Raw genomic sequence first — 21747 nt, 5'->3', positions numbered from 1 at the left:
GGCTCAAAGACAGCTGATCACCGACTGCGGCGGCATCCCGCTCAACGTCACCACCGCCGCAGCCAAGATAAACGAGACGCCTTCCGTATCGGCATAAATCACTTGTCATAGGCCAACCGAGCCTGTCGTGGCACCTGTCCGAACTTGCCAGCCTGGAAGTCCGCAAATGCCTGTCTGATCTCGGACTGGTGGTTCAGCACGAAAGGGCCACCGATGGCGACAGGCTCGCCAATCGGTGTGGCGCTGTAGAGCATGAGTCGGGTGTTCTCGCCCTCGTGGGAGGTCACGAGGGACAACGCGCTGTCGCCTGCGACGTCCGGGACGGGGTCGGACCACGCGGTCTGTCCGATAGTGAGGCTGCGACCGGACACGGAGAGGCGACCCGCGATGACGTGCAAGAACGCGCGGTGTTCGGCGGGGAGGGTGTAGGCGAACGTCGTCGATGGCTCCAGGCTCACCATGACCGCCTGTACCGCCACATGGTTGAGCGCCGGGCCCACGACTCCCTCGACGGTTCCCGAGATGACGTCGAGTTTGACGCCAGGAAAAGCCACTTGCGGACGGGACGAGGCGACCAGATCCTGATACCGAGTCGGCGTGAGCTTACGCTCGGCAGGCAAGTTGATCCACAGCTGCATGATGTGGGCGTGCTCGTCGCGATAGGCAAGTTCACGGTGGATGATTCCACGACCGGCGGTCATCCACTGCACATCTCCGTGCTGGAGCACACCTGCGTTCCCGGCACTGTCACCATGCTCGAGGACTCCGCCGATGACAGTGGTCACCGTCTCGAGACCGCGGTGAGGATGCCACTCGAAGCCCGGTGTGGAAAACTGCTCCTCACCGAGGACGAGGAACGGATCGGTCAGCGCAGGATCTTGCGGAGTAAAGATCAGCGCTCTGTTGTCGGACTGCTCGTTGGGTCCGAGTATCACCTTGGATTCGACCCGGTCCACTGTGCGGCCTCGGGTGATGAGGGGGATGCCCATGAGCCCCATCCTTCCTGTATGCGGGTTCACAACCTCAGTGAAACAATGAAGCCGCGGAGCCGTGGCGAGGCGTCACCTGGCGGCCGTCGGTAGGCGTCTGCGGCTGCTGCCGGCAGGCGCGACACTTCACCGATTTTATTTATAGCTCTGAATCATCATTTCGAGTATGTGATCGAGCGGTGTGGTGCTTTCGGGGTGTCGGGAGGCCGCCCGAGCGGCTGCTCGCTCTTCACGCGGAACCGGCCTTGCTCTTGCGGGCAGTGGCGGTGGCAAGGCGTCGAGGCGCGGCACGAAACGCGGTGACCGGACTGTGAGGTGAGTTTTATGGCTGGCGCGGCTGTTCGCTTCGTGAAGGCGACAAAGTTCCGTAAACGTCTTTTCCCGCTGGGTTCGGTGGCGGCAACGGTGATGCTGGTTAGCGCATTGGCCGCCGGTTACGCGACTGACGCGAATGCGTTCCCGGCTGACGTGGTAAGCGTGAGGGAGGCTCCCCTGGCTCCCGGTCCGGCTCCATCGCCTGGTGGTGAGGACGGCGAGCAAACGGCTGAGGAACGGGGAAACTTGGCCACGATCCGGGAAGCGTTCCAGCGTTGGGAAGACGGGGGCAGCTTCTACGACATCCTGGCCGATGATGCGGTGTGGACCATCACTGGTTCGAGCCCGATCGCCGGCACATACACCAGCCGCCAGCAGTTCCTGGACGAGGCGATCGACCCGCTGAGCGAACGGCTGTCGGTCTTCGTGAAGCCGACGGTGCGAGGACTGTGGGCCGACGGCGACACGGTATTCGCGCAGTGGGACGGGCACGGTGTGGCCAAGGATGGACAACCGTACGACAACACCTATGCGTGGACCCTGCACATGGAGGACGGCCAGGTCACGCGCGCGGTGGCCTTCTTCGACTCCGGTGTCGTCACCGACCTGTGGGAACGCGTGCCGGCCGGAGGGTGAAGCGGCGCCCCTTGGGGCCTCCGGGCGTTCCTGAGAGGTCATAGGCCCCGAGCGGACGCGGTAGGTCTGGTGATTCCGTTCGGCGGCGCAGCACCATGTGCCGCCGCGCTGATCCAGTTCACCGTCGGTTGCCGCGCGAGCTGGATCAGTGCCTGCGGTTGCGCTGTGCGGGCCGTCCACACTGCGTGTCAGTCGGTGATGGCCCGGGGCTCGAGGTAGGCCTCGAGCCCGTGAGTGTGGTGGTGGCGCCCGATGCCGGACTGTTTCGTCCCACCGAAGGGGGCCGCGGGGTCGCCGAAGATCCGGTTGACGAGCACGGTCCCTGCCTCGAGTTGTTCGGCCACCTGGCGAGCCCGCATGGGGTCGGTTGAGAAGACGTGCGCCTGTAGACCGAAGGGGCTGTCGTTGGCGATGGCGACGGCTTCGTCGTCGTCCTGGTAGGTGATGACGACGAGCACGGGACCGAAGATCTCCTCACGTGCAATACGCATGTCATTGGTGACGCCCGTGAAAACGGTGGGCTGGACGAACCAGCCCCTGTCCAGGCCCTCCGGTCGCCCTTCGCCTCCGACGAGTACGCGAGCGCCCTCCTGCCGGCCGAGCCCGATGTAGCCCTGGACGCGGTCGAATTGAGCCTGACTGACCACGGGACCCACACCAGTCGCCGGGTCTTTCGGGTCGCCCGCGGTGAAGGCAGGCATCGCCGCCTCGATGGCCGCGTGGACCTCGTCCAGCTTGCTCTGTGGCACCAGGATCCGGGTACCGGCGAAACAGGTCTGGCCGTTGTTGAGGAACCCGGAGGTGAGGGCGGCCCCAACGGCAGATGGGATGTCGGCGTCGTCGAGCAGGATCGTCGGACTCTTGCCGCCGAGCTCGAGGGTGAGGCGCTTGAAGGTGTCGGCCGCGTTGCGCATGATGCGCTGCCCGACCGCTGTCGAGCCGGTGAAGTCGACCTTGGCGACGTCCGGGTGGGAGGTAAGGGTGTCGCCGACGCTTGCGCCCCGGCCCGTGATGACGTTGACCACACCGGGCGGCAGGTCCGCGGCGTCGAAGGCCTCCATCATGACCTGCGTCTGAAGCGCGCTGAGTTCGCTGGGCTTGACGACGACGGTGCAGCCGGCGGCGAGGGCACTGGCGACCTTCTGCGCTACGAAGACGGCGCTCAGGTTCCAAGGCGTGATCGCCACCGCGACACCGAGCGGCTCCATGGAGATCGTCGTAGAGGTGCGGGTCTGCTGGAACTCGTAGGACTCGAGGAGTTCGGCTGCTTCGTCGAACATCTTGGGCGCCAGGGGGAGCAGACCTTCGATGATTGCGCGCACGGCGCCGTACTCCTCAGTCATCGCCGCCTTGAGGTCGTCGAGCCGGTCGGCGAATGAGGCGCCTAGACGCTTGAGCAGGGCGATGCGTTCGAGCTTGGTCGTCTTGGAGAAGTCGGCCAGGGCCCGCTTCGCAGCGGCGACCGCCGCGCGGGCGTCGCTCTCGTCGGCAAGCCGTACCTCGCCGATGACCTGCTCCGTCGCGGGATTGTGCAGGGGGGCCGTCTCGGTCCCCTGAGGAGTGACGAAGTGTCCGTCGATGTAGACCTGATGGATCTTGCGCACGGCTGCGTCCATTCCACTCGTGTGCCGTAGCGGCGTGCCCCACCTGCCGAGCCGCCGCAAAGCGGGTTGGCGCCTGGAACACCCGCGCAAGCAATACTGATGTGCCGCATAAAGTCTGGCCTACAAATCATCTGCTGTACAACCTATGTGTCGATCAACACAATCTTTGGTAGGCTCCTCACATGTCCACAGCTACGAACGCGTCCCAGCAGCAGGAACCCGGCGATCACCAGCGCGGAACGAACTTGGGCTGGTCGCTCGGCATGGTCCTGCGCCGCTGGCACGAGTACGTCGAGGTGGCGCTTCAGGAATTGCCGCATGCCAGCCGCGGGTATCACATCCTGGCCGTGGTCGTCCACGAGGAGGTGCCGACGCAGAGCGCGCTGGCCACACGCCTCGTGATCGACCGCAGCGTGATGACCTATCTCATCGACGATCTCGAGTCCGCCGGACTGATCGAGCGGCAACGCGACCCACGTGATCGCCGTGCCCGGCGCATCGTGGCTACCGAGCTGGGCCGGCAGGCCCTGGCCGCAGCCGAGGAGCGCGTCGCTCACGCTGAGGACCAGGTACTGCGCGGGCTTCCGGAGGAGCAACGAGGCTTCTTCCGCGACGCCGTGGAACGCGCCGCGGAGCACATCGTCGCGGCCACGCCTGAGACAGACCCCTGTCTCGCGGTGGGCAGCGTGTTCCCTCAGCCGGAGGCGACGCCCGGCCACTGAACGCAGTGATGACGACAGGTCCCTCGCCGCCTCGCGGGACTGTCCGCCCCTTACAAGGCCTCATCGAAACAAGGCTTCATCGAGCGGCGTGTGTTCCGCGCCTCGGAACAGGGATGAAAGAAGCGATCACCAGGGCAGCGACTCCCGCGACTGCCAGGACCCCGAACCCGTAGGTGTATCCGCTTTCGGTCGGCAAGCCATCGGCGGGCGTGTGCGCGCTCAGGATGCCACTCATCACTGCCACGCCGACCGACCCCCCTATGGTGCGGACGTTGGCCGTCACACCGTTGGCCACACCGGTCTGGTCCGGGCGTACGGCGGCTACGATGACGTTCGACATCGTCGAGAAGCCGAAACCGAGGGAAATTCCCATCAGCGCCAGGGCAGCGGCGATGTGCCAGCCCCGGTCGTGTTCGACCGCAATCGCGACCACCGCTACAACGTTCAGCGCCGAGGCCGTCACCAGTACGTGCCGCGCGCCCAGTCTCTTGACGAGCCGGGCCGAGGCGAGACCCGCGAAGAACATCGTCACCGTCATCGGCAAGAGCAGCAGGCCGGCTTGGGTGACGCTCGCACCGAAGCCGTAGCCCGCCTGCGGGGGTGTCTGCACGAACACGGGCAGGAAAGCCATCACGGCAAACAGGCTCACACCAAAGAGCAGGGAAACGAGGTTCGTCGTCCATACGGCGGTGCTGCGCATCATCTGCATGTCGACCAGAGGTCGGTCCGAGCGCTTCTCCACGGCCACCCACCATGTGGCGAGTGCCGCGGCGGTGACGAGGGGCGCGATCACCATGGGCGATGTCCAGCCCCATCGGGATGCCTGGGCCAACGGTACGAGCAGCGCCACGAGCCAGCCGGCCATCAGCGTGGTGGCGAGCCAGCTGACCGCAGTGGAGTTCCGCGCGGGTGACGGCGGTATGACCGTGCGGGCCGCCACGGCCGCCGCGACGATCAGCGCGGCCGGGATCCAGAAGAGCGAGCGGATGCCGAAAATGTCGGTGAGTGGTCCTGCCACAACCACGCCTACCCCCCCGCCCACCGCGGCCAGGGCGGCTGCGATGCCGATGGCACCTGGTGTCTTCTCCTGTGGCAGCTCGTCTCGGATGATGCCGAAGGTCAGCGGGAGCACGCCGCCGCCCACGCCCTGGACCACCCGTCCCACGAGCATGAGAAAGATGTCGGGTGCCGTCGCGGAGATGACCGAGCCTGCGGCCAGCGCGAGAAGCGAGGCGACCAGGACGCGATCCTTGCCGTAGCGGTCGCCCAGACGGCCGACCACGGGTGTGCACACCGAGGCGGAGAGCAGAAAGGCGGTCATGACCCAGGCGATCAGGTTCTGCGTCGTGTTGAGGTCCTTTTGCAACGCGGGAAGCACCGGGTTGATCAACGACTGCAGTAGAGCGAAAGCGAAGACGCCAAGGAGCAAGACCAGCAAAGTCGTTCGGGTGGTGAAGGTACGAGAGGCCGACAGTGAAGACATGGGTCACCTAAGGGCGCACAGCGGCGCAGCGAGGGGTCACCAGCCGACCAGGAAGCGTGCGTGTGCCGTCTCCGGCCAGGCGGTGAGGGTGGGGGAATCCGGGAGAGGGGAGTGTGAGCCGGGGTGGCGACGGGCGAGCCGGACGGTATAAGCACCTCGCGCGATGCGTGACGCACGCCGGCCCGGGGAACGCGTCCGACGCGTTAGCTGACCGGACCGCCGAAGCGCAGGACCGGCTTGACGACTTCGCCGCGGGCGGCGTCGTCGAACGCGGTGTTGATGTCCTCGAAGTCGTAGAAGCGCACCAGGCGGTCGACCGGGAATCGTCCCGCCTGGAACAGTTCGACCAGCTGAGGGATGAACTGTTGCGGAACGGCGTCGCCCTGGACGATACCTGCGACGCTCTTTCCGAGGGCGAGCTCGGCTGCGGGTACGGCTGCTTCCGGCGACCCGCCGGCGACGAGCCCGACCTGTCCCATCGACGCCAGGGACGCGATCGCGTGGCCGAGCATCTCTGGACGGCCCGTGGTGTCGAGGACGAAGTCGACGCCCCTGGGCGCGATCTGCCTGATGGCCGCGGTCACATCGCCCTGCCGGGCGTCGATGGTGTGGGTAGCACCCAACTCCTCTGCCAGCGCGAGACGTTCGGCATGGACATCGACGGCAATGATCTTCGCCGCACAAGCCACCCGGGACGCCATAAGGGCACCGAATCCGACGGCTCCGACGCCCAGCACCGCGATCTTCGCCCCTGCCGGGAGGGCGAACGAGTTCATCACGGCCCCGGCGCCCGTCTGCAGACCGCAGCCGAGTGGAGCGAGCAGCTCCAGCGGCGCGTCCTTGGGCACCTTGACGGTGTTCGAGACGCTCGTCAGGGCGTGTGTCGCGAACGACGACTGTCCGAAGAAGTGCGCGTTGACTGCCGTGCTCTGGCCGTCCTCCGTGCTGATGCGGCGGACTCCTTGGCTGCCATCGAGCCGGGCGCCGGAGAAGTTGGCAGTGAAGGCCTGATCGCAGTAAGCCGGGTGACCCCCGAGGCAGGGTTCGCACCGCCCGCAGGACTGGAACGACAGCACGACGTGGTCGCCCGGTCGCAGGGCGGCGACGGACTCACCGACCTTCTCGACCACGCCGGCACCCTCGTGTCCGAACACGTGGGGGAGGCCGACCGGTATGCGCTGGTGCCAGGCATGGGCGTCGGTCTGACAGATGCCTGTGGCCACGAGCCTTACCAGGACTTCGTCGTCCCTCGGTTCATCGAGCTCAAGCTCCTCGATCACCAGTGGCTGGCTCTGGCTCTCGGCCACTGCTGCCCGGATGCGCATGACGGCTCCTCACATGTCGACTGTGCGTTGCGTTGACAACGCAATAATTGATCTGCATCAACAATGTGCTGCCAATAAAGTCTTGTCAAACGAATGTGCCTCCGGCCACACAGTCGTGGTCATGCCCGTGTGTGAGGTGCTACTGAGTGCGATCAGTGCACGTCAAGGGCCGTACCGGAGTGCGATGTGTGGTCGCTCAGACGATGGCTCAGTCGGATCATTGGAGTTGACAGATGGTTTGTCCAGCAACATGCTTGCCGGGCAAACGTTCAGCGGAGGCGTTGAAGCCCGTGGTGCGCAGTAGCTTGCCGCCCCGGATGCTGCCTCTCCCCTTCCGGTCCGCGCCGACGACGCACTTGCCGAACCCAGGGGGCCTCCGCCCGGTCACAGACAAGGACGACCATGGCTAGCAAGTACGGCGACTTCTACTCGACCAAGTGGGGCTTCCCGAAGGCTCTGGCTTCCGAGCACGTGCCGTCTCCGAAGCAGTTCATGCCGGAGTACCTCAACGACCCCTCCTTCTACGAGAAGGGCTACCACGTCGAGAACGTCGGCGACGGCGGCAACTTCTACTGGGTCACGAGCCCGTCCGGCTACGACGGCGGCTTCGTGGTCACGGGCAGCGGCGTCATCGTGATCGACGCCCCGCCCGGACTCGGCGAGAACATCCAGTCCGCGGTGCGCTCCGTCACCCGGGAGCCGATCACGCACCTGATCTACAGCCACTGGCACTCGGACCACATCGGCGCCGCGTCCCAGTTCGGGCCCGACGTCAAGATCATCGCGCATGACATCACACGCGAGCTCCTGACGCGCTTCCCGGACAAGTACCGCCCGCTGCCCACCGAGACCTTCCACACGGACGCGGAGCTCGAGGTCGGCGGCGTCAAGCTGGAGCTGTCGTACAAGGGTGCCGACCACTGCCCGGGCAACATCTACATCTACGGTCCCGAGCAGAAGGTGCTCACCAAGATCGACATCGTGAGCCCTGGCTCCGTGACCTTCATGCACTGTGACGTCTCGGAGAACATCAGTGGCTTCTACCAGGCCCACGACGACATCCTCTCCTACGACTTCAAGGCCCTCATCGGTGGCCACATCTCGCGCTGGGGAACCCGCGAGGACGTCGAGATCGTGCGCGAGTACTGGCACGACGTGCTGAACTTCTCCCAGGAGGCCCTCCGGGAGATGAGCAACAACGAGGCACTGCTGGGCTTCATCGAAGGGCTGGGCCGCGAGCACCAGCTCGTCGGCGGCGAGAACTGGATCAACTCGATCGCGAACTACGTCACCGAGAAGACCCTCACCAAGACGACCTCCAACGGTCAGACCTGGCCCGAGCGGCTCGCCGGCGCCACCGTCAACACCAAGTACCACGCCTGGACCGTCGCGGAGACCTCTCGCACCGAGCGGAGCCACTTCGGTTACCAGAAGGAAGGCAACGGCGGTCCCTTCTACATCGCCTGAGCCCTAACCACCATGGTGCGGCCGCCGTGCACCGGCGGCCGCACCTGCGGCCTGGTGTCCACTCAGCTCACCCAGCCGGTATCAAATGCGGCATCCTTCGCCTTCCGGCTTCCAGCGCCGGCCGCCCTGTGGCCCACTCGGGCCACCCGCGGCAAGCCCGGCATCACGTCGCCGCGGGCATCTTCAGCGAAACACGCCACCACCAACCTCACGGAGAGCACCGCAGTGTCCAGCCCCGTCAAGCTGACCATCGTCTATTACTCTTCCACCGGCATCATCTCCGCGATCGCGGGAGAAATCGCACAGGCTGCGGAGAAGGCCGGCGCGGAGGTCCGTCTCCGCAAGGCGGCCGAACTGGCTCCGCAGTCCGCGATCGAAGCCAACCCGCTCTGGGCCGCCAACGCAGCAGCGACCGCTGACATCCCCCATGCCACTCCGGAGGACCTGGAGTGGGCCGACGCTGTGATCTTCGGCAGCCCCACCCGTTTCGGTAACATCGCTTCCCAGCTCAAGCAATACATCGACACGCTCGGCGGCCTCTGGGCTCAGGGCAAGCTGGCCGACAAGGTATACAGCGGCTTCACGTCTTCTGCCACCAACCACGGAGGCCAGGAGTCCACGCTGCTCGCGCTGTACAACTCGATCCACCACTTCGGCGGCATCCTGGTCCCTCCGGGATATACCGACCCCGCGAAGCTGGCGGACGGCAACCCGTACGGCACGTCCCACGTCGACGGGCAGGGCAAGAACCCGGTCAACGACATCACCCGAGCCGCCGCCCGGGTCCAGGGCGAGCGCGTTGTCAAGATCGCTGCCCGTCTGAAGGCCGGACTCGCAACCGCCTGAGTTGCTTAGCCGTTCTCGGACCGCTGAACCAGCCCGCCCGCCCGTACAGCTTCGTGTGGGTCGGCGGGCACCAGAATCTGCGGGATCCGTACTGCAGGTTCTCCTCCCTGCATCGGTCTCGACGTCCTGCCCGGTTCCGCTACGACGCTAAGACGACCGGACGCAGAAGACGACCGACAGAGGCCGTGCAAGGTGATTCCGCAGTAGGCGTGCGACAGGGACAGGCGCCCAGGCAGTTCGCCCGCGTCCCGGACAGGACGTGCACGCAGGAAGCGGGCTTTCCTAGATCCACGTGCCTGGACCTGCAAGCTTGCCCTGTCGAGGCGGTGGCGCGTCGACCAGGGGAACGTCGCGTCGGCGATCGCAGCCGCGCAGGCAGCTCGACCTTCGGAAATCGGAGTCTGATCATGGAGCGCGATCGCGACATCAGCGGACGGCATTCCGATTCTGCAGCGCTGGTGGAACTCCTGCATGCGCCACCGCCGAAGGAGCAAGCACGCTCGGCACGCAACCGGGCTGCTGTGCTGAAGGCGGCCGCTCGGCTGTTCGCCGAGAAGGGAGTCGAAGCCGTCTCCATGGACCAAGTGGCCGTAGCCGCCGGCGTCGGCAAGGGGACGGTGTATCGCCGCTTCGGCGACAAATCAGGACTAGCCGCCGCACTCCTTGACGTCCAGGAACGCGTGCTGCAAAAGGCGATCCTGTACGGACCGCCGCCGCTCGGCCCTGGCGCCACAGCCGAGGATCGGCTTGTCGCGTTCGTGAGCGCCTACCTCGACCATCTGCTTGACAACCTGGCTCTCCAGCGCGCCTCGGAAACTGCCGCGGCATGCCCCCGGTACCGAAACGGGGCCTATCGCTTCTGGCACCGCCACACATCCATCCTGCTGGACACCACACCCGACCCCGAGCACACCGCGCACGCACTCCTCGCCGCCCTGGCCGCCGAACACGTAGCCGCACTTCTCCCGGAGATTGGCGAACAACGGATACGTGCGGGCCTCATCCGCCTCGCCCGCTCTGCGACGCGCAGCCCGTAGAAGAGAGGCCAGACCGCGGCGACCCTCACCTTTCGTGCGAGTTCTTTCTGGTCTTTCGCCGTGCAGCAGCGCACGTAGCAACTGCAAGGTGCGGATGGGAGCCTGAGGACGAAGCCGGGCCGCAGCGCCCCCAGGGGAAGGCACCGAAGCCAGCTCATGCAGGGCCCAAGGCGGGGGCGGCCCCTGAACGCCCCGCTTACCGACCCGTCATCGTCCGTGGGCGCAGGGCAAGCACCACAGCGATCACGGCAACAATCCCGACGGCGAGCGCGAACACCGTGTAGGCCGCCTGGACGCTCAGCCAGGACGAAGCCACGCCCAGTGCGACGACAGGGACACTGACAGCGACATAGGCCATGGCGAAGAACAGCGGGAGCAGAGAATTGTCGTGCGTCTTTCGTGCGGCACCGATCACGGTGCTCGTCGACGCCATGAAGCAGAGGCCGAATCCAGCTCCGGTGACGGCCGCGCCCGCGAAGAAGACGCCCGCATCGGTGTTGCCGTGTGCCCACACGGACATCGCCAGGCCCACCACCAGCGAGGCGCTTCCCGTCACCGAGGCCGATCGGTCGCTCATCCGCCCGAGAAGCATGGGTGCCAGGCCTCCGCAGCCTTGGACCACCAGGATCACCAGCGCGGACAGAGCGCGGTCCTGCGTGTGCAGCAGCGCAGAGGTCATCTCCACTCCCAGGGCCAGGTACAGACCGACGACAGCCCAGCTCGCCGTGACGATGGGCCCGAGACGCAGGAGCACTCTGCCGGAACCGGGGCCCGGCCGGACCGGTCGGGGACGCCAGGTGCGAAGCGGACGCACAGAACGCCTCTCCCAGGTAGGGATCGCGGCGACCGCGAGCAGCCCGGCCAGCGACAGCATCGCCAAGACGACGAACGGGACGAGCAGGGGAGCGGGTGCATGCTCAACCACGAGTCCAGAACCGACAGCGCCCAGGGCGATACCTGCCGATGTGGCCGCACTGTTGACCGCGGCGGCGCGCTTCCGGTCCTGGTTGCGGTGCAGCCTGCCCAGGGCCGCACCAGCGCTGCTGGTCAGCAGTCCGACGCTCACCCCCTGGACAAGCCGGGCCAGCCCCAGAACCCAGACGCCCGTCGCCAGCATGAACGCCAGGAAGCAGGCCACGATGACGGTCAGCGCGGCGATGATTGTCCGTTTGGAGCCGATGTGCTCCGACAGGCTGCCGGCAAGCAGCAACGTGAGAACGGCGCCTGCCGCGTAGCACGCGTAGATGACGGTCGTGGTCATGGTGTCGAAGTGCCAGCGCTGCTGGTACTGGCCGTACAGCGCCGAGGGTGCGCTGCTCGCGGCCATGACCACGAAGACGACGCCTGCGACGGTCCAGAACTCCCAGCGTCTTCGGGTCCGCTCGGCGCCCTCGACGGCTCGCTCCCGTCGGTCGTGTCGCACACGCGACGCCACGCTGGAGATCACAAATGTCCCTTTCCTGTACGGCGGCTGCCGGGCCCTCGGGCCGTGGGCTACACGCCTCACGTGCCCGATGATGCATAAGGCCGAGCGGTGCAACCAGACCCTTTCGTTCGTAGGATTCCGAACCTGGGAAAGTCAGTACCAGGCTGGCGGAAGCCAGGTGCTGGTTTCATTTCCTGGCCCCTCATTTCAAGGAGCGCGCGGCGAAAGAACGCGTTGCGCACCTGCGATGACGGCGCGCGGCCAGTGAGTTGCGCAACAGTCCGTACTACTTGCATCTGCCCCATCACGTTGTGTAGCAGCCCTCGAGCGGAACCGCGCCTTGCGCCCCATCTGCACCGAATTTTCCGTTGCCATCTCAATGATTTATGCCTGTACATTGTTGAGACGACAACGCATTCTGGTGCCTGGCATCAGAGATGGGACAGGCAATGGAACTGGGAGTCACCCTTGATCCGTCGGAATTCGGCGGCGTCGGGGGCGGGCTGATCGAGCTCGCCAGGCTGGCGGAAGAACATGGTCTTGCACTGGTCGTCGTGGGCAGGTCCAGCGCCGCCGATAAGCAGACCAAATCCGACTCAACGTCAGATCAGGAGGGGAACAGCGGCGACGCCCCGCTTCCCCCGGCGGGCCTGGATCCCTGGACGACCGTCTCCTGGCTGGCGGGAATGACAGAACACATCAGCCTCGGTGTGCACCTTCAAGACGTAGTTCAATCCTCACAGTCGGACGGCTCGGTGCCCTACCGCACCGTGGTGGCGAAGGCCACCGAGAGCTTGGAGGCACTGGCACCCGGCAGGATCATCACCGATCCTGCCGCATGGGTGTACGCCTCCCGCGGCGCGACCGAGGAGGAGTTGGCCGCGCTGGCTGAAGGCGGCCTGCCGGTAGTCGTACCCGTCGACTCCGCCCGCGAGATTGAACGACTTGCGGCTCTCTCAGCGGCAAACTCCCTCCCAGCCCGGCGTCAGCGACCGCTCGCGGCACGATCTCGCCGACAGCCCGGGATCGACTACGACTCCATTCCGTGGTCCCTCGTGGATGAAGCGGTCGAGCCTGGCGATCCTGGATATCGCGGTGTCGCGTCCAACTATCTGCGAGGTGGAGCTCCTGGATTGGTCCTGCGTCCCAGAACCGCGGAGGAGGTCACAGACGCGCTCGATTTCGCGAGACGCCATACCCATCTGCCCCTCGGCATCCGTAGCGCCGGCCATGGTGTGAGCGGCCGCTCAACCAACGATGGCGGCCTCGTCATCGACGTGGGACAGATGAACGACATCACCGTGCTGGACGCCACGGAGCGCCTGGTGCGGATCGGTCCCGGCGCAACCTGGAAGCAGGTGTCGGCCGCTCTGCACCCGCACGGCTGGGCCCTCGGCTCCGGTGACTACGGCGGTGTCGGCGTCGGCGGACTGGCGACCGCCGGCGGCATCGGACTCCTCGGCCGTGCACACGGCCTGACCATCGACCACCTACGCGCCGTGGAAATGGTACTGGCCGACGGTAGTCACATACGGATCAGCGCCGACGAGCACCCGGAACTGTTCTGGGCGGTGCGCGGAGCGGGCGCGAACTTCGGCGTGGCAACGGCGTTCGAGTTCCAGGTGGATGAGGTCGGGCAGGTCGGCTACGCACAGTTGGGCCTCTTCACGACGGACATCGCCCAGGCGTTGACCGACTTCGGCAAGATCGCTTCCGAGGCGCCCCGTGACACCACAGTCTTCCTGATCACCGGACGTCCCCGGCAGGGCAACTGGAACATTCAGCTCATCGGCATCGTCGACAACCCCGATCCCGACGTCATCGTGGAGCGGCTGACACCGTTCACGCAGATCGGAGTGCTCACCCAGCAACAGGTCGTCGTCACCCCGTACGCCGGCGTCATGGGATCCGCCGCCGACGTCGGCCCGGACGGTCACCACGGCTTCGGTGATCCAGTCTCCCGCTCGGCATTCCTACCCAAACTGACCGCCGATTTCGCCCGCGACGCCGCGGACCTCCTGCGCACCGGGCAGGTGTACTTCTTCGAACTCAGGGCGATGGGCGGGGCCATAGCCGACCTCCCTGCCGACGAGATGGCATTTCCCCACCGGACACCCGCCTTCCAGGTGACCGCCATGGGCGGGGACCACGACAACCTCAACCAGGTCTGGGACCCGCTGCGCCACCACTTCAAGGGCCTGTACCTCAGCTTCGAGACCGATCCCCGGCCCGAGCGACTCCACGACGCCTTCCCACCCGAGGTCCTGAACCGGCTGCAAGAGGTCAAGCGCCGCTACGACCCGGACAATCTGTTCCGCGACAACTTCAACATCGCGCCCCACGCTGATCTGCGGGCCGCCTCGGCCGACGCACACAGAAATGTGAGGAGTTCCTCGTGAACGACTACCAACACGACCTGCTCTTCGGATCGTTCATCACCCCGTCCGCCGACACGCCCCAGCGAGTCGTCGACCTGGCCGTCACCTCCGACCGCGCGGGACTCGACCTGGTCACCTTCCAGGACCACCCCTACCAGGCCTCCTTCCTGGACACCGCCACGCTGCTCGCCTACGTGGCCGCCCGCACCCAGAACGTACACATCAGCGCGAACGTCACCAGCTTGCCCTTGCGTCCACCCGCCGTCCTTGCACGGGCAGCGGCCTCCTTGGACCTCTTGTCCGGGGGGCGCTTCGAACTAGGTATCGGGGCCGGTGCCTTCTGGGACGGGATCGAGGCCATGGGAGGCCGCCGCCTCACGGCCGGACAGGGCGTCGAAGCCCTGCGTGAGGGGATTGCCATCATCCGCGACCTCTGGGATACCGACACCCGCGGCGGGGTCCGCCATCATGGCCGGTACTACGAGGTCGATGGAGCCAGGCGCGGCCCTAAGCCCGCACACGACATTGCTGTGTGGGTCGGGGCCTACAAACCCAAAATGCTTGCCCTGACCGGCGCTGTCGCTGACGGCTGGTTGCCGTCCATCGAGTACCTGCCGCGAGGAGCGGACTCTCTGCCCGAGATGAATGCCCGTATCGACGAGGCAGCCGAGGCGGCGGGCCGAGCCCCCTCGTCCGTGCGCAGGTTGATGAACTTCATGCAAGTGCAGTTCTCGCCTACTTCACGCGGTTTGCTCAACGGTCCAGCCAAGGCGTGGCCAGAGCAGATCGCCGGGCTCGCACTCAATCACGGGGTAAGTGCCTTCATCATTGGCGGCGACGATGCAGCGACGATTCAGCGCTTCGGTGCCGAAGTAGCGCCGGCCGCCCGCGAACTTGTGGCCGAGGAGAGACGCCGCTGAGATGACAAAACACCTCATGTTCGCTGCCGTGCTCCTAGCCGCGGCCATCTTCCCGCTCTGCCTTTCGGCTCATTCTGGCGTGATTCCGTGTACGGCCCCCTGAGGGCTGAGGTGGGAAACCCCGCTGCCCAACAGAAGATCTTGCGTATCTCATAACCTGCTCACTAATGTGAGCCTGCCGCATGGCCGCTTCAACATTGAAGCTCCGCCGAGGTGGTGCGTCGCCTGAGTGGCCGGCTCCGCCTGTTGACGGAGGCGTAGCGTCAATCGTTCTGGCGAAACCACACTGCGATATGAGGAGGCGACCGATGCACTATGCGCTGGATGACAGTTGTGTGACGGAAGAGGACCCATGCGAAGGAATCAAGGAACTGTCAGAACTCCTGGGTAAACGCTGGAGTGGTCTTATTCTGGCAGCACTGATGCAGAAGCCCTCCTTCTTCAACGAGTTGCTCCGCTCCGTTGCCGGCATCAGCGCACGGGTACTATCAGACCGATTGGCCGAGCTTTCCGCTCACGGTCTGGTGGCACGAGAGGTGGTCAAAGGCCATCCCGTACGCGTTTCGTACCGACTCACCGAAGCAGGCATCGCCCTAGGGCCATCATTCACGATGCTGAGAGAGTGGGGCCTGAAGCACCTCGTGAACATTGAAGCCTCAAGGGACGATAAGAGTCCCAATAGGAGCACCTCATCTGACGGGGTGTGATGAGCATGCCGATGATCCTGCCGGCGGCGCGCTGACACGCGCCGCCGGCTTCGCCTCCTTGCTGCGCCAGGTCCAGCACGGCCCAGACCTGGCGGCCTTCCGCGGTGACCTCGGTGCCGCATGAGACGGCGCTGAGCTCGCGAGGGCGTGCCAGGACGGTGTCGTCGAGGGCGCTGGTCTTGTTCGGCGAGGTGGAGGCCGACGTGTCGGCCGCCGTCACCCGTGAGCGGGCCGCTTCGGGATGGTGCAGGGCGACCTTGGCGAGGGCGTCGGGCCCGTCGAAGGGCTGGCCGTCGAGGTAGGGCGCGAGGTGGTGGGAGGCGGCCGAGGGGTAATGTCCTTGGGTCGGTGCAGCATTGCAGGATCGGGCGGGCGCCTGGCTCGTCCTGGACGTGCGGGCGTGCCGACGGCACGGCCCGCACGTGGACTCAGTGCAAGCCGAACGCTCGCGTCACCTCCTGGGCGACGGTGTTGCCCATGGAGTCGCGGGCCGTCGTACGCAGTGAGACGAAGTCGGCGTGCCGCGGAGCGGCGAGAATGAACCGTCCGTGCCGGTCGGTGGCGACGTGGCGCCAGGTCTGGCCGTCGTCGTAAGAGACTTCCGCCCGGATGGGTAGCAGGGTGCCGGTGTCCGCCGCGCCTGCCAGATGGGTGGCGGACACGGTCACCGCTGCGTGCCGGCCGACCCGGCCCTCGCTGTCCGCCATGACTTCGTGATCGAGTTGAATGAGTGGCAGTGTGTCGGTTCGTCCGGCCGCTGACGCACCCGAAGTGAACGTCCACTCGGTGTGCGTGGCGGTGGAGTACCGGCTTGCGTGGCTGGGGGAGCGGTGCGCGTTCACGACCAGTCGGTATGGCAGTCGCTGCGCGCCGGGCGCCGTTGCCGTGATCACGTGCCAGTCGTGGGCGAGAAGAGTGTCGCCCTGATACAGGGTGAGTGACTGCTCGTCGTATCCCGACATGGACGAGCCGACGTGGTCAGCGCTACCCCAGGCGGGCACGTCCAGGATCAGGCGGTCGCTGCTGCGGGCGGGCAGACGGTAGTTGTCGTTGAGGCGTGGGCGCTGAAGGGGCCCGAACCACGCGTCGGTGTACCGGCCGCCGGGGCGGTAGCTGAGCCTGGGGCCGGTCTCGTAGAGCGTCTGGAGGAACGCCTCCTGGCCCCAGTCGTAGCCCTTACCGGTAGACACGTAGTCGATTCGCTCGCCGGTCATGGGCCGGTTCACCGGTACCCCGAGGCCCCAGTCGGAGTACGAGGGCCGGTCGAAGCGCCATTCCCCGCCGAAGTCCTGTGGGGCAGCGGTGTTTGTGAACGAGACGTCCACCCTCGCCAGGTTGTGGGAGCCGCCTGCGACCACGAGCCGTTCCGGGATCTCGTTGTGCCAGGTCCGCATCAGGTCGTAGACGTAGGGGCTGAGCGGCTGGGACCCGACGGTGACCGACGCGCCGCGGTCCGCGGCCTGCCGAAGTAGTCTCTCCCCCTGGTCCGGGCTGAGCAGGCCCACGTCGATCGCGGTCGGCTCCGTGGAGTCGGCCCCGTACGGCCGTACGGTCCGCCCCGGCTCGTCGTTGACGACCAGGAGCAGCCTGGCGCCCGCGCGTACAGCTGCTGCTGCCTGCTCCGGGTCACCTACCTCCGTCGTGCGACGCACCACGACGGCCTTGCCGCGGACATCGCGGCCCGCGTAGTCCGCGTCAGCCCCCTCGCCCGCCGCGATCAGGGGAAGTCGGTACCGTCCCTCGGGTAGAGGTGTGACGTGCTCCTGGCGGATGACGTCGGTGAAGTCGTCTCTGTGGGTGGAGACGGTCAGTGCGGGCTGCTCCTTGCGCCAGCGCGCTGCGAAGTGGAAGTCGCCCCGTGTGACGCGGTGTGCCGTGGGTGTGGCCCACAAGCTGTCGTAGCCGACGAGGGATTCACGGGTCGAGCGCCAGGACTGATCGCCCCATGACCGGTAGTACTCCACGCGCTGGTGGGTGGCGCGGGTCTCCTGGGGCGTGGTCATGTCGACCCGGCGCACCTTGCGGGCGTCGAGCGTCACGGTGGTGGGGCGGTTCAGCCGCACCTCGGGGTCGCCGAGCAGTGCCAGCCCCCGGGACCGGGCACCATGGACGCCTTCCACGGCCTTGAACGCCAGCACGGAGTAGTCGTCCTCAGGAAAGAACCCGCTCGCGGTACCGGACGCGTCGACGATGAAGAAGTCGGGCAGATCGAAGCCGGCCCTGAGAATCTCGACCACCCCGGGCATCGGCTTGCCGTCGGCGTCCTTGAGGACGAGTGTCAGCCGGTGTGCCAGGTCGCCGACACCGACAGCGGTATGGGCCACCGCCCGACCGCGCGTGTCGGTGGCCAGTATCTGTCCGGAGTACCGGGTCCCGGCCGTGGCCAGGGACGCGTCGATGGCGACGGTGACACGGGCTGTCCCACGGGCGGGCACCACCACATGGTTCGCGGACAGCCGGAACATCCCCGGCGGTGTGGCCGCTGCCTCGAGTGTGAGTTGCAGGGCTACCGGGGTGTCCCCCGTGTTGGTGTAGATCACCGGACGACTTGCTGCCCTGGCCTCCCCGTCCGTTGTTACCCGTCCTGCGAAGGCGGCGGCAGAGGCGAACACTCCCTCGCGGAGGGCCGCAGGTATGTCGACCCGGCCGCTGCCGCCCTCGAAGGCGGTGTGCGCGGGAGTCTGCTGAGACCTGCTGACCATGAGGTCCTTGAGCTGAGCGTGCGTCAGTTCAGGGTTACTCGCGGCCAAAAGGGCTGCTGCCCCGGACACGTGAGGGGTCGCCATCGATGTGCCTGACATCGTCTGATACGGACCTTCGCCGGGAGCGTGGCGTGAGCGTGCGGCGAGCACGTCGACGCCAGGAGCGCTGATCTCCGGTTTGAGGCCTCCGTCGCCGGCCCGTGGGCCCTGACTGGAGAAATGGGCCAGGCTGTCGGCGGAGTCCACGGCCGCCACCGTGAGAGCGGAGTCAGCCGCCCCTGGGCCGCTGATGGACATCGGCGCACCGGTGTTGCCCGCGGCGACGACGAAGAGGGCGCCGGTCTCGGCGCTCAGCCGTTCCACCGCAGTGCTGAGTGGGTCACTTCCGTCGGAGGCGGCACCGGAACCGAGGCTCATATTGATCACGTCTGCCCGCGCTTCCCGGGCGGCCCATTCCATGCCGGCCACGACCCAGGAGTCCTGGCCGGTTCCCTCGTCGGCCAGCACCTTGCCGACGTGGAGTTCGGCGCCAGGGGCCACTCCGCGCTCACGGCCACCGGATGCGGCGCCCGATCCGGCGACGGTGGAGGCCACGTGAGTTCCGTGGCCGTTGCGGTCGGTCACGTCCTCGCCCGGCACGAAGCTTCGGACCGCCTCGACCCGGCCTACGAGGTCGGGATGACCCGTGTCCACACCCGTGTCCAGGACGGCAACTCTCACGCCTGCGCCGGTCGCGCCGGCTGCCCATGCCTGGGGTGCGCCGATCTGCGCGGTGCTGTCGGCGAGTTCGGCCTGGACGATCCCGTCCAGCCAGATGCGCTCGATGCCCCCACGGAAAGCAGGCGGACCGTCTGCGAGACTCTCGGCTGCGGCCGACCCTGACTCCGGCCCATCTCCAGTGATGGCCTGCCAGAAGTCGCCTGCCCTCTCATGCTTCTCGGTCAGAGCCGCTCCCTGGATGCTGTCCAGCCCCCGAACCCAGGTGGCCCCTGGCGGGAGGTCGGCGATGCCGCCGCGCGCTGCGGCCTGACTACGATAGGAGACGATCAACGGCAGCCGGCTGCTGCCAGCATCGTCATACCCCTGCGCGATGAGCTCGGTGACATTGAACAACCTCAGGTCCAGCAAATCGGCCGCGACATAAGGCATCGCTGAGTCGGGGTAGACGTACAGGTCGCCGCCTGCCTCCATGACACGCGCTTGTGCAGGACCGCCGGAAGCGCTACGGACCGCCACCGTGCCTTTCGCCGCTCCGGAGCGCCGCGTGGTCACTACATCGCCGGTGACGAGCGTGACAGAGTGAATCCCAGCCTGCAGTGAGGTGGCTGCACCGGACGAGGTTGTTGCGTGAGCGCGAGGGGGCGGCGGTAGGGCTGTGGCGAGGGGCGATGTCAGCGACACGACGAGTGCGCCGACGGCTGCCGACACACTCCAGCCTCTGAGCGTTGCGTGCATGGGCGTTCCTTGGTCCAAGCGAAGGGCATGGCCGTCACAACACGTATGTGCGCGGCCTATGAAGGAAAGTGAGACTTTCCCACGTTGGACACAGTGCTTGGAAGTCCCTCTGGGGGGTTACTTATTCTCACTGGGATACCCCGTTAGCCCGTGCAGAGCATCTGATCGGTGTCCGAGCCGATGTAAGTTTTCCTTTTCACTTCGCCAGGTAGGTGTGGATTTCCCCGGTCAGTTCGCGAGACATCTCGTTAGCCGTCACCCAGTGGATCACCGTCTGATATCCCTGCGGCGGGCCTGTAGTCCTGTGCCAGTTGGCGGTGCTGCATCAGAAAGACGAAGACCGCCCTCTCGCGCCCGCAGTACCACCTCCACGTCGATCCCCAGCCCGGCACCAAGATGCTGCTCTGGCAGCCATCCTCGGCCCGGACTTGGACACGGTGGGGTGAGCGGAGGAGAGGTCGTCGAGTCCGTGATCAGCTCGCGTTCGCGTCCCTTGATCTTCTTGCCGGCGTCGCTGCTCTGGCTGCACTCGGCCGCGTTTGCTGAGGTCTTCACACTCTGCGCATCCACCACGGCCGCAGTCGGGTCTCCACTGCGGCCGTGCGCGCGACGGGCCTTGTCGCGTAGGAGGTCGGAGGTCATGGACCCACTGGGTCGTGCCGTCGGCCTCCCACTTCGCAGAGCATCGCGTTGACGATCTCTCGACGTTCGTGCACCTGGGCCGCAGCGCCGGTCCGGTCCGTCTCGCCCGCCAGGCGATGAAGCCGGCTCGATCACCGCCCATCTCGAAGATGCGCGTGCAGGTCCTCTGTCCGCCGAGGGGCATACCGCCCGTATCGATCACACCTACTGCGGTGCTCATCGCTTCAAATGGGCAATGAGGCCGCGCATGTCATCGATCAGAGCACTGTGAAGAACGGATACATCAGGGGTATCAGGGACATAACAAGGATCTGGCGCAGCGCTTCCATCGCCGCAGTCGGCCGTTGCGGTGAGACTCATCGAGAGGACTGCGCCGCCGTCGAGGACCCTCAACTCTGTGTGCGTGACGTCCGGAGTGATCAAGAGTGCGCTATCTCCCAGCCCGGCCACAGACCTCACCTCATCGTCAGCGGCGACACCGAACCCGGTCACCCTTGTCTCCGCCTCGAAGTCCGCTCGAGGATCGTTTGCCTTGTGGAGTCTGATGTTGACCGCGACAGCGTAGAAGTGCAGCGGGCCAGCTCCCCCAGTCTTCGCGCTTTGATGGGGCCGCAGGTGTATGACGCACTGGAGATGGTCGAATACCGCATGCTCCGACAGTCCGGATTCCATTGTGCTGGTCGAGTCCATCGGAGCGATCTCTGCGCCCAGCGACACGAGTTGGAGCGTCCGACACCCTCTTTGGCTGAGGTGATAGCCGCGCGAATCCGGCTGAGGATCGGCGACTCCGACGCGGAACACCGCCGTCGACCACACAATCGATGCTGCCACTACTCCGAGCACCGCCCACTGCCACCGACTTCGCGGTCGGACGCGAGCGTCGGTACCTTCGTCATTGTCTCCGAACACTCGGTAGGCACCCGGGCCATCGGGACTCGCTATCAACTCCGGCTCAGAGATCACTCTACTTCACTTAAGGTCGTTTCGCGCTGATGGTTCGCCTCGTGAGGGCGTGCTCGACAGTCACGTTCCGACGTAGGGCAACCGACCGTCCCGCCCGCAGCGTTGGACTCCACAGCAGCCGCATCAGCCT

Annotated in this window: 15 protein-coding genes; 8 read left to right on the top strand and 7 right to left on the bottom strand. The window is 66.2% G+C overall.

What is annotated here, in order from left to right:
* Positions 1-98: 98 nt before the first annotated feature.
* Complete coding sequence (locus ACZ7LV_RS27390) at positions 99-989, bottom strand: pirin family protein (protein ID WP_471943008.1); 891 nt, start codon at positions 987-989, stop codon at positions 99-101.
* Between the two features lie 324 nt (positions 990-1313).
* Between ACZ7LV_RS27390 and ACZ7LV_RS27385 the strand changes: the two genes are divergently transcribed.
* Positions 1314-1940 carry a nuclear transport factor 2 family protein gene (locus ACZ7LV_RS27385; protein ID WP_471943006.1) on the top strand — a complete coding sequence of 209 codons (627 nt, stop codon included), beginning with the start codon at positions 1314-1316 and terminating at the stop codon, positions 1938-1940.
* 188 nt (positions 1941-2128) lie between these two features.
* On the opposite strand, the gene ACZ7LV_RS27380 is transcribed toward ACZ7LV_RS27385, so the two are convergent.
* Complete coding sequence (locus ACZ7LV_RS27380; RefSeq protein ID WP_471943004.1) at positions 2129-3544, bottom strand: aldehyde dehydrogenase family protein; 1416 nt, start codon at positions 3542-3544, stop codon at positions 2129-2131.
* A 182-nt stretch (positions 3545-3726) separates the two neighbouring features.
* On the opposite strand from ACZ7LV_RS27380, the gene ACZ7LV_RS27375 reads away from it, so the two are divergent.
* On the top strand, positions 3727-4266 hold the full coding sequence (locus tag ACZ7LV_RS27375; RefSeq protein ID WP_471943002.1) for a MarR family winged helix-turn-helix transcriptional regulator: 540 nt from the start codon (positions 3727-3729) through the stop codon (positions 4264-4266).
* Positions 4267-4342: 76 nt separating this feature from the next.
* Here ACZ7LV_RS27375 and ACZ7LV_RS27370 read toward each other — a convergent pair whose 3' ends face one another.
* Together ACZ7LV_RS27370 and ACZ7LV_RS27365 are read right to left on the bottom strand one after the other, a co-directional pair.
* Positions 4343-5749, bottom strand: coding sequence for an MFS transporter (locus tag ACZ7LV_RS27370; protein WP_471943001.1), 1407 nt, complete (start codon positions 5747-5749; stop codon positions 4343-4345).
* Between the two features lie 203 nt (positions 5750-5952).
* Positions 5953-7074, bottom strand: coding sequence for an NAD(P)-dependent alcohol dehydrogenase (locus tag ACZ7LV_RS27365; protein WP_471943000.1), 1122 nt, complete (start codon positions 7072-7074; stop codon positions 5953-5955).
* Positions 7075-7476: 402 nt separating this feature from the next.
* Here ACZ7LV_RS27365 and ACZ7LV_RS27360 point away from each other — a divergent pair, with 402 nt between their 5' ends.
* The 3 genes from ACZ7LV_RS27360 to ACZ7LV_RS27350 all read left to right on the top strand — a co-directional run bounded on the left by ACZ7LV_RS27360 (position 7477) and on the right by ACZ7LV_RS27350 (position 10424).
* The gene (locus tag ACZ7LV_RS27360; protein ID WP_471942998.1) at positions 7477-8541 is read left to right on the top strand and encodes an MBL fold metallo-hydrolase; all 1065 of its coding nucleotides are present in this window, start codon (positions 7477-7479) and stop codon (positions 8539-8541) included.
* A 225-nt stretch (positions 8542-8766) separates the two neighbouring features.
* A complete protein-coding gene (gene wrbA / locus ACZ7LV_RS27355) occupies positions 8767-9387 on the top strand; it encodes an NAD(P)H:quinone oxidoreductase (RefSeq protein WP_471942996.1) in 621 nt (206 codons plus the stop codon).
* A gap of 407 nt (positions 9388-9794) precedes the next feature.
* Complete coding sequence (locus ACZ7LV_RS27350) at positions 9795-10424, top strand: TetR/AcrR family transcriptional regulator (RefSeq protein WP_471942995.1); 630 nt, start codon at positions 9795-9797, stop codon at positions 10422-10424.
* 196 nt (positions 10425-10620) lie between these two features.
* Here ACZ7LV_RS27350 and ACZ7LV_RS27345 read toward each other — a convergent pair whose 3' ends face one another.
* Complete coding sequence (locus ACZ7LV_RS27345) at positions 10621-11871, bottom strand: MFS transporter (RefSeq protein ID WP_471942993.1); 1251 nt, start codon at positions 11869-11871, stop codon at positions 10621-10623.
* A 428-nt stretch (positions 11872-12299) separates the two neighbouring features.
* Between ACZ7LV_RS27345 and ACZ7LV_RS27340 the strand changes: the two genes are divergently transcribed.
* The 3 genes from ACZ7LV_RS27340 to ACZ7LV_RS27330 all read left to right on the top strand — a co-directional run bounded on the left by ACZ7LV_RS27340 (position 12300) and on the right by ACZ7LV_RS27330 (position 15855).
* Entirely contained in the window at positions 12300-14249 is a 1950-nt protein-coding gene (locus tag ACZ7LV_RS27340) for an FAD-binding oxidoreductase (protein WP_471942991.1), read from the top strand.
* Complete coding sequence (locus ACZ7LV_RS27335; protein ID WP_471942989.1) at positions 14246-15148, top strand: LLM class flavin-dependent oxidoreductase; 903 nt, start codon at positions 14246-14248, stop codon at positions 15146-15148. Before ACZ7LV_RS27340 ends, ACZ7LV_RS27335 begins: the two co-directional genes overlap by 4 nt.
* Before the next feature lie 308 nt (positions 15149-15456).
* Positions 15457-15855, top strand: a complete 399-nt coding sequence (locus ACZ7LV_RS27330; protein ID WP_471942987.1) for a winged helix-turn-helix transcriptional regulator — start codon at positions 15457-15459, stop codon at positions 15853-15855.
* A 428-nt stretch (positions 15856-16283) separates the two neighbouring features.
* Here the strand turns inward: ACZ7LV_RS27330 and ACZ7LV_RS27325 are convergent, their stop codons facing one another.
* Entirely contained in the window at positions 16284-19748 is a 3465-nt protein-coding gene (locus tag ACZ7LV_RS27325; RefSeq protein WP_471942985.1) for a S8 family serine peptidase, read from the bottom strand.
* A gap of 1122 nt (positions 19749-20870) precedes the next feature.
* On the bottom strand, positions 20871-21371 hold the full coding sequence (locus tag ACZ7LV_RS27320) for a hypothetical protein (protein WP_471942983.1): 501 nt from the start codon (positions 21369-21371) through the stop codon (positions 20871-20873).
* Between the last annotated feature and the right edge of the window lie 376 nt (positions 21372-21747).

Source organism: Streptomyces sp. NPDC107562, from assembly GCF_055657325.1.
This window is presented reverse-complemented; position numbering and strand designations above follow the sequence as displayed.

Coding starts and splice junctions, on each gene's coding strand:
- ACZ7LV_RS27390 (WP_471943008.1), bottom strand. CDS start 989: ATGGGCATCCCCCTCATCACCCGAGGCCGCACAGTGGACCGGGTCGAA.
- ACZ7LV_RS27385 (WP_471943006.1), top strand. CDS start 1,314: ATGGCTGGCGCGGCTGTTCGCTTCGTGAAGGCGACAAAGTTCCGTAAA.
- ACZ7LV_RS27375 (WP_471943002.1), top strand. CDS start 3,727: ATGTCCACAGCTACGAACGCGTCCCAGCAGCAGGAACCCGGCGATCAC.
- ACZ7LV_RS27370 (WP_471943001.1), bottom strand. CDS start 5,749: ATGTCTTCACTGTCGGCCTCTCGTACCTTCACCACCCGAACGACTTTG.
- ACZ7LV_RS27365 (WP_471943000.1), bottom strand. CDS start 7,074: ATGCGCATCCGGGCAGCAGTGGCCGAGAGCCAGAGCCAGCCACTGGTG.
- ACZ7LV_RS27360 (WP_471942998.1), top strand. CDS start 7,477: ATGGCTAGCAAGTACGGCGACTTCTACTCGACCAAGTGGGGCTTCCCG.
- ACZ7LV_RS27350 (WP_471942995.1), top strand. CDS start 9,795: ATGGAGCGCGATCGCGACATCAGCGGACGGCATTCCGATTCTGCAGCG.
- ACZ7LV_RS27340 (WP_471942991.1), top strand. CDS start 12,300: ATGGAACTGGGAGTCACCCTTGATCCGTCGGAATTCGGCGGCGTCGGG.
- ACZ7LV_RS27330 (WP_471942987.1), top strand. CDS start 15,457: ATGCACTATGCGCTGGATGACAGTTGTGTGACGGAAGAGGACCCATGC.
- ACZ7LV_RS27325 (WP_471942985.1), bottom strand. CDS start 19,748: ATGGAGGCAGGCGGCGACCTGTACGTCTACCCCGACTCAGCGATGCCT.